Genomic DNA, 2,641 nt, shown 5'->3' on the forward strand with positions numbered 1-2,641 from the left:
GGTGTACATGGCGGTCTGCGAGATCTCGTCGCGACCACACCGAGTTGCCGGTGGTCGCGTTCCGGGTCGGCGGCGACGAGGCCGGCGACGACGTGGGCGGCGGGTACGCCGGTGCGGAGCAGGGCCAGTCCCTGCGGCCGGTAGGCGAGGTTCACGTGGGCCTGGGTGGCGATCGCGCCGAGGTCGGCCTCGGCGGCCGGGACGAGGGCGCCGGCGGCCAGGAAGCGGCTGGCCACGACGATGCCGTAAGTGCGGCCGTCGGTGGATCGGGCGACGAGCGAGAAGGTCACGACAGCCAGGTTAGCGCTGGTCAGGGCCGTGTTGCCGGTGCCGGGCGGCGGGGTGTCAGAAGGGTGGGGCGGCCGGTTCGGGGGCCTTGTTGCGGGCGCGCAGGGAGTCGGTGAGGGCGACCACGCCGAGCACCACGAGGACCAGCATCTGCGAGTAGACCGGCGGGAGGTGGACGGCCAGCGGTACGGCGGCGGTCAGCAGCAGTGCGGAGATCCAGCGGGGTGCGGAGACGCGGTGGAACACCTCGTACTCGAAGCGGGCCCGGCCGAGCAGGAACACCACCGGGCCGCCGAGGATCATGACGATCCAGGCGGGTTCGGGGCGGTAGAGCGGGTGTTGGATGGCCAGTTCGTAGCCGACGGCGGTGGCGGTGAGCCCGACCACCATGACCAGGTGGGTGTCGGCGGCGGAACGGCCGATGCCGGCCGGTTGCCGGGCGCGGGCGACGGCTTCGCCGAGGATCTGACCGGCGCGCTGGACGTAGATGCGCCACAGCAGGATGGAGGTGGCCAGTGCGAGCGCGAACGCCACGGTCTGTGACGGGGGATAGGTGCCGCCGCTGTAGGAGAAGCCGGCGACCAGCACGGTCTCGCCGAGGGCGATGAGGAAGAACTGCTGGTAGCGCTCGGCCAGGTGTTCGCTGGAGATGTCCCAGCGGGAGACCGTGGAGCGGCCCAGCCCGGGCACGGGGTAGCCGTACCGGCCGGAGACGTATTCCAGGCCCAGCGCGCTGGTCCAGAGGATCACCCGTGGGTTGACCGGGAGCAGCGCCCCGATGATCCACAGCACGCCGGAGGCGGTGAAGGTGATCGCGGTGCGGGCCTTCAGGGCCCGTTCGGGGGTGTCGTAGGCGAGCAGGATCAGCGGGCGGGCGACCTGCGCCACCACGTACGCGACCGCGAAGGCCAGCCCGGAGGCGGTGATCGCCTGGGGGATGGCCACGCCCATCACCATGCTGCAGACCAGGGCGATCATGACGATGAGCTGCACTCCGCCGTGGTACGGGTCGTAGCGGCTGGTCGCCCAGGCGGTGTTCTGCCACAGCGCCCAGAGCGCCAGCAGCAACAGCAGTGTCTTCAGGCCACCGGTCACCGGCGTCCAGCCGGAGGCGCCGCCGGGTTCCAGCGCCAGGTCCTCGAACGAGCGGGCGGAGATGCGGGTGAGCGCGAACACGAAGACGAGGTCGAAGAAGAGTTCCAGGAACGTGGCCCGGCCCGGTTGGGAGACCGGCGTCAGCCGACCGGCGAAACGCGTCACGGTCGGCTGCCCCGTGCGCCGGTCCAGCTCATCCTGCTGTCGTAGCACCGTGCGGGGCAGCTCAGCGGGGTATTCCGGGAAGCCGACCAGATCTTGCTCGGTGGGTGCGGCACCGGGCACCATCGACCGATGACGACGCGATGGGCAATGACGGTGCCGTTGGGCGCGATCCCGCTCGCCGACCACGCCGCGATGTACGCGGCCCTGGCCGACGCCGGTTTCACCGACGTGTGGTCCGCCGAGGTCAACGGCGCCGACGCGTTCACCCCGTTGGCGCTCGCCGCGGCGTGGCAGCCCCGCCTGCGGCTGGGCACCGCGATCGCGCCGGTGTTCACCCGGGGGCCGGGCCTGCTGGCGATGAGCGCCGCCGCGCTCGCCGACGTCGCTCCCGGCCGGTTCGCCCTCGGCATCGGCGCGTCGTCGCCGGTGGTGGTCACTGACTGGAACGCGGTGGAGTTCACCGAGCCGCTGCGGCGGACCCGGGACGTGCTGGCGTTCCTGCGGGCCGCGTTGCGCGGGGAGACGGTCGACGGGGACTTCGACACCTTCGCGGTCCGTCGCTTCACGCTGGAACGGCCGCCGCTGGTGCCGCCGCCGCTGCTGCTGGCCGCGCTGCGGCCGGGCATGTTGCGGTTGGCCGCCGCCGAGGCCGACGGGGTGATCCTGAACTGGCTGGCCGCCACCGACGTGCCCCGGGCGGTGGCCGAGCTGGGTGAGCGGCGCCCACAGTTTGACGTGGTCGCGCGGATCTTCGTCTGCCCGACCGAGGACGTCGACTACGCCCGTGCCCTGGGCCGGCGGATGATCACCAGCTATCTGACGGTGCCCGCGTACGCGGCGTTTCACCGCTGGCTCGGCCGCGAGGAGGCGCTGGAGGGCATGTGGCGGGCCTGGGCGGCCGGGGACCGGCGTGGCGCGTTGGCGGCGGTGCCGGACGAGGTGGTCGACGCGTTGATCGTGCACGGCTCACCCGAGCGGTGCCGCGCCGAGGTGCGCCGCTACACCGAGGCCGGGGTGCAGGTGCCGGTGCTGGCGCTGCTGCCCACGCCGGAGGTGCCCGCCGGGGACCCGGCGGCGCTGGCCGCGCTGGTGG

3 protein-coding genes are annotated in these 2,641 nt (G+C 72.9%); 1 reads left to right on the forward strand and 2 read right to left on the reverse strand.

What is annotated here, in order from left to right:
* On the reverse strand, window positions 1–290 hold a 290-nt coding region (locus EYA84_RS30170), incomplete at its 3' end, for a DUF1028 domain-containing protein (RefSeq protein ID WP_131057579.1).
* A gap of 55 nt (window positions 291–345) precedes the next feature.
* Window positions 346–1,671: a low temperature requirement protein A gene (locus EYA84_RS30175; protein ID WP_131057582.1), complete on the reverse strand. Its 1,326-nt coding sequence runs from the start codon at window positions 1,669–1,671 to the stop codon at window positions 346–348.
* A 24-nt stretch (window positions 1,672–1,695) separates the two neighbouring features.
* Here EYA84_RS30175 and EYA84_RS30180 point away from each other — a divergent pair.
* Window positions 1,696–2,641 (forward strand): LLM class F420-dependent oxidoreductase (locus tag EYA84_RS30180; protein WP_131057584.1); only part of this gene is annotated, 946 nt, incomplete at its 3' end.

Origin of the sequence: Verrucosispora sp. SN26_14.1, assembly GCF_004307965.1 — a bacterium.
In the GTDB taxonomy this organism is placed as follows: Bacteria; Actinomycetota; Actinomycetes; order Mycobacteriales; family Micromonosporaceae; genus Micromonospora.

Coding starts and splice junctions, on each gene's coding strand:
- EYA84_RS30175 (WP_131057582.1), bottom strand. CDS start 1,671: ATGGTGCCCGGTGCCGCACCCACCGAGCAAGATCTGGTCGGCTTCCCG.